This window comes from Mesorhizobium sp. M4A.F.Ca.ET.022.05.2.1, from assembly GCF_003998845.1.
GTDB lineage: Bacteria > Pseudomonadota > Alphaproteobacteria > Rhizobiales > Rhizobiaceae > Mesorhizobium.
In genome coordinates, this window is record NZ_RZOJ01000568.1 from 1 (window position 1) to 3,020 (window position 3,020).

At 64.1% G+C, this 3,020-nt stretch carries 5 protein-coding genes and 1 pseudogene; 1 reads left to right on the top strand and 5 read right to left on the bottom strand.

The annotated features are described in order from the left end of the window. From EN745_RS32790 to EN745_RS32810, 5 genes and pseudogenes are all read right to left on the bottom strand, one after another. A pseudogene (locus EN745_RS32790) lies at positions 1-186 on the bottom strand (hypothetical protein); the annotation flags it as partial. A gap of 68 nt (positions 187-254) precedes the next feature. Continuing rightward, positions 255-860, bottom strand: coding sequence for an ATP-dependent Clp protease proteolytic subunit (locus EN745_RS32795; protein ID WP_126054752.1), 606 nt, complete (start codon positions 858-860; stop codon positions 255-257). Between the two features lie 24 nt (positions 861-884). After that, entirely contained in the window at positions 885-1,367 is a 483-nt protein-coding gene (locus tag EN745_RS32800) for an SRPBCC domain-containing protein (protein WP_126054751.1), read from the bottom strand. After that, positions 1,364-1,678 (bottom strand): metalloregulator ArsR/SmtB family transcription factor, encoded by a 315-nt coding sequence (locus EN745_RS32805; RefSeq protein ID WP_126054750.1) that lies wholly within the window; start codon positions 1,676-1,678, stop codon positions 1,364-1,366. The genes EN745_RS32800 and EN745_RS32805 overlap by 4 nt, the downstream gene beginning before the upstream one ends. A gap of 43 nt (positions 1,679-1,721) precedes the next feature. Beyond that, positions 1,722-2,111, bottom strand: a complete 390-nt coding sequence (locus EN745_RS32810) for a cupin domain-containing protein (RefSeq protein WP_245455471.1) — start codon at positions 2,109-2,111, stop codon at positions 1,722-1,724. 209 nt (positions 2,112-2,320) lie between these two features. Between EN745_RS32810 and ssb the strand changes: the two genes are divergently transcribed. Continuing rightward, complete coding sequence (gene ssb, locus EN745_RS32815; protein WP_127423167.1) at positions 2,321-2,845, top strand: single-stranded DNA-binding protein; 525 nt, start codon at positions 2,321-2,323, stop codon at positions 2,843-2,845. Positions 2,846-3,020: the final 175 nt, after the last annotated feature.

Sequence of the window (3,020 nt, forward strand, 5' to 3'; positions counted from 1 at the left end):
CGGGATTCGCCTTCGTGTCGTGGGCTCGGGCTGCGGGGCGGGCTTGGCGATGCGATAGTCGCTGCTCACGCCGGGCAGAGCAGCCTTCTGTGTCGAACTGTCATCGGCGAAGGCGGCGCCCGCCAACATGCTCGCGGTCGCGAGGGCGACGATGCGCAGGAGTCTGGACGAACGCTTGCTGGTCATCGCCGGACTATATTGGCGGCGCAGAAGCGATGCCAGACCGCACGCGATCACTTCGCCGCGTGCCGGCCTCATGCCGCCTTCTTGCGGGTGTCGTAGACATGGTCGACAAGACCCCAGGCCTTGGCCTCCTCGGCGGTCATGAAATAGTCGCGGTCGAGCGTGCGCTCGACCTCCTCGTAGGTGCGGCCGCAATGATGAGCATAGAGCTCGGTCATGCGCCGCTTGGTGCGCATGATGCCTTCGGCGTGACGTTGGATATCGGACGCCTGGCCCTGGAAGCCGCCGAGCGGCTGGTGCAGCACAATGCTGGCGTTGGGCAGTGCGATGCGCCGGCCAGGCGTACCGGCCATCAGCAGGAAGGACGCCATCGAGGCGGCAAAGCCCATGCACACGGTCGACACCGGGCAGGAGATGTACTGCATGGTGTCATAGATGGCGAAACCGCTGGTCACCACGCCGCCCGGCGAGTTGATGTAGAGCGATATCTCCTTGTCGGGATGGTCGGATTCCAGCGACAGAAGCTGGGCGCAGACCAGCGCCGACACACCGTCGTTGATCTCTCCGTTGATGAAGATGATGCGTTCGCGCAGCAGCCGCGAGAAGATGTCGAAGGCGCGTTCGCCGCGGCTCGAGTGTTCGATCACCATCGGCACCAGATTGGCAAGACCGCTCATTTCGTCTCTCCCTTGGTTCCTTGCTCAGGCCGCGCGCCGCAACTGCGGCGCATTCGCCGCGATCGCCCGTTTCGTGCCGCCCGCGCCAAAGGCGTGCCGGCAACCGGCACCGGCCATGGCGACGGCGGGCATGCGCGCAAAGCCCTCATGGACGATGCGCAGGTGCGTGCCGCCGGAAACCGTCGGGTCGAGCGTGAAGGTGACGATGCTGTCCAATCGGCCGTCGAGCGGCACTTGCCGTCCGCCATTGCCTTTGCTTGGCCGCTCGCGCCAGGAATAGCGCAGCAGCCTGCCGGGCTCGGCTTCGAGGATTTCGCACTCGATCGGCGCCTCTGGCCCGTCAAAGGCGAAACGGCTGCCCACTTCGGGAGTGATGTCGTTCGGCATCATCCAGGCCGCCAGCAATTCCGCTTCGGTCAGCGCGCGCCAGACTTTTTCAGGCGGATCGGTAAGCTCGCATTCGAAGTTGAGCGACGCATCGGCAGGAGGACGTTCGGTTGCCGTCATTGGTCCATTCCCTTCAAAACTGTCTTCAGTTTCTCGATGCGTTCCGGCCAGAACGCGCGGTAGCGCTCGATCCAACCGAGCAGCGGCTCAAGCCCTTCCGGCGCTGCGCGGTAATAGGCATTGCGGCCGGCGCGCCGCTCGACCACCAGGCCTGCGCCGCGCAGCACCGCCAGATGCTGCGACACCGCCGGCTGCGACACCGTCATGCCGATGCGCAGCTCCGACACGGTCATCTCGCTGGCGACCAGCCGCTCGTAGACGGCGCGCCGTGTCGGGTCGGCCAGCGCGCGGAAAATCTCTGCCTCAATCATGGCAGAAGCATAAGTCGATACTTATTGATTTGGCAAGCGCTGTTTACGAACCTTGCGGAAGCCAGCGCCTCACCAGCCCGGCCGCTCCATCGAAGGTGGCCTCGAAGATCGGCGACGCCAACACCGCGTGGATGTGAAGCGGTTCGTCGCCGACGTTGCGGAAGCCATGTTTCCTGTGCGCGGGGACGATGAGAGACTGGCCTGACGTCAGGACGCTGTGCTGGTCATCGATCCACACCTCGGCCATCCCGGCGACGACCGTGAGCACCTCCTCGACCGAATGCCAATGGGTCGGGGCGCCGACCGTGGGCTCGACCCATTGTTCGAATATGCAGAGTTGCGCCGCGCCGTTGCTGGCCGATACCAGCATGCGTGTCTCGACGCCCGCCCGCCATTGCTCGCGCTGCTGGTCCCCATGTGCGATCGACTTCACCTGGCACCCCATCCGTTCCCGATCACGTGGAAATTCCGGGCCGGAACACTACATGCTGCTGACAACCATTGACAGCGCATCGCCCACATCATAGAACGAAAAGAGAACAAAAACCTTGTGGGAAAAGCCAGTCACGACGGGCGGCGATTGCCCGCAAGCTGTAAGGTGCGGCGTCAAAAATTTGTTTCGGATGAGCGCGGAGAAGTACGATGGCGGGTAGCATCAACAAGGTCATTCTGGTCGGCAATCTCGGGGCGGACCCGGAAATCCGCCGCCTGAACTCGGGTGAGCCGGTCGTCAACATCCGCATCGCCACCTCGGAAAGCTGGCGCGACAAGAATTCCGGCGAGCGCAAGGAAAAGACCGAGTGGCACAACGTCGTCATCTTCAACGACCAGATCGCCAAGGTGGCCGAGCAGTATCTGAAGAAGGGCATGAAGGTCTATGTCGAGGGCCAGTTGCAGACGCGCAAATGGCAGGACCAGACCGGCAATGACCGCTACACGACCGAGGTCGTGCTGCAGAAATTCCGTGGTGAGTTGCAGATGCTCGACGCGCGCGGCGAGGGCGGCGGTCAGGTCGGCAGCTATGCCGGTGGCGGCAACAGCAGCCGCGGCTCGGATTTCGGCCAGTCCGGCACGAACGACAGCTTCAGCCGCGGCGGCGGCGGTGGCGGCTCCAGGGGTGGCGGCGGCGGTGCGTCGCGCGAACTCGACGACGAGATCCCGTTCTGAGCGCCAAGACCACGTAACCGGCATTGAGGAGGGGAGATGTCGCTCGGACCATTGCTATCCGCGCCCCCTCCCATTCCGTGGCATGCATTCGCGGCCCTTGCCGCCCTGGCGATTGGCGGCGCGGTGACCAGCACCAGGATCGACAGGAGATGGATCGGACTGAACGGGCCGATCA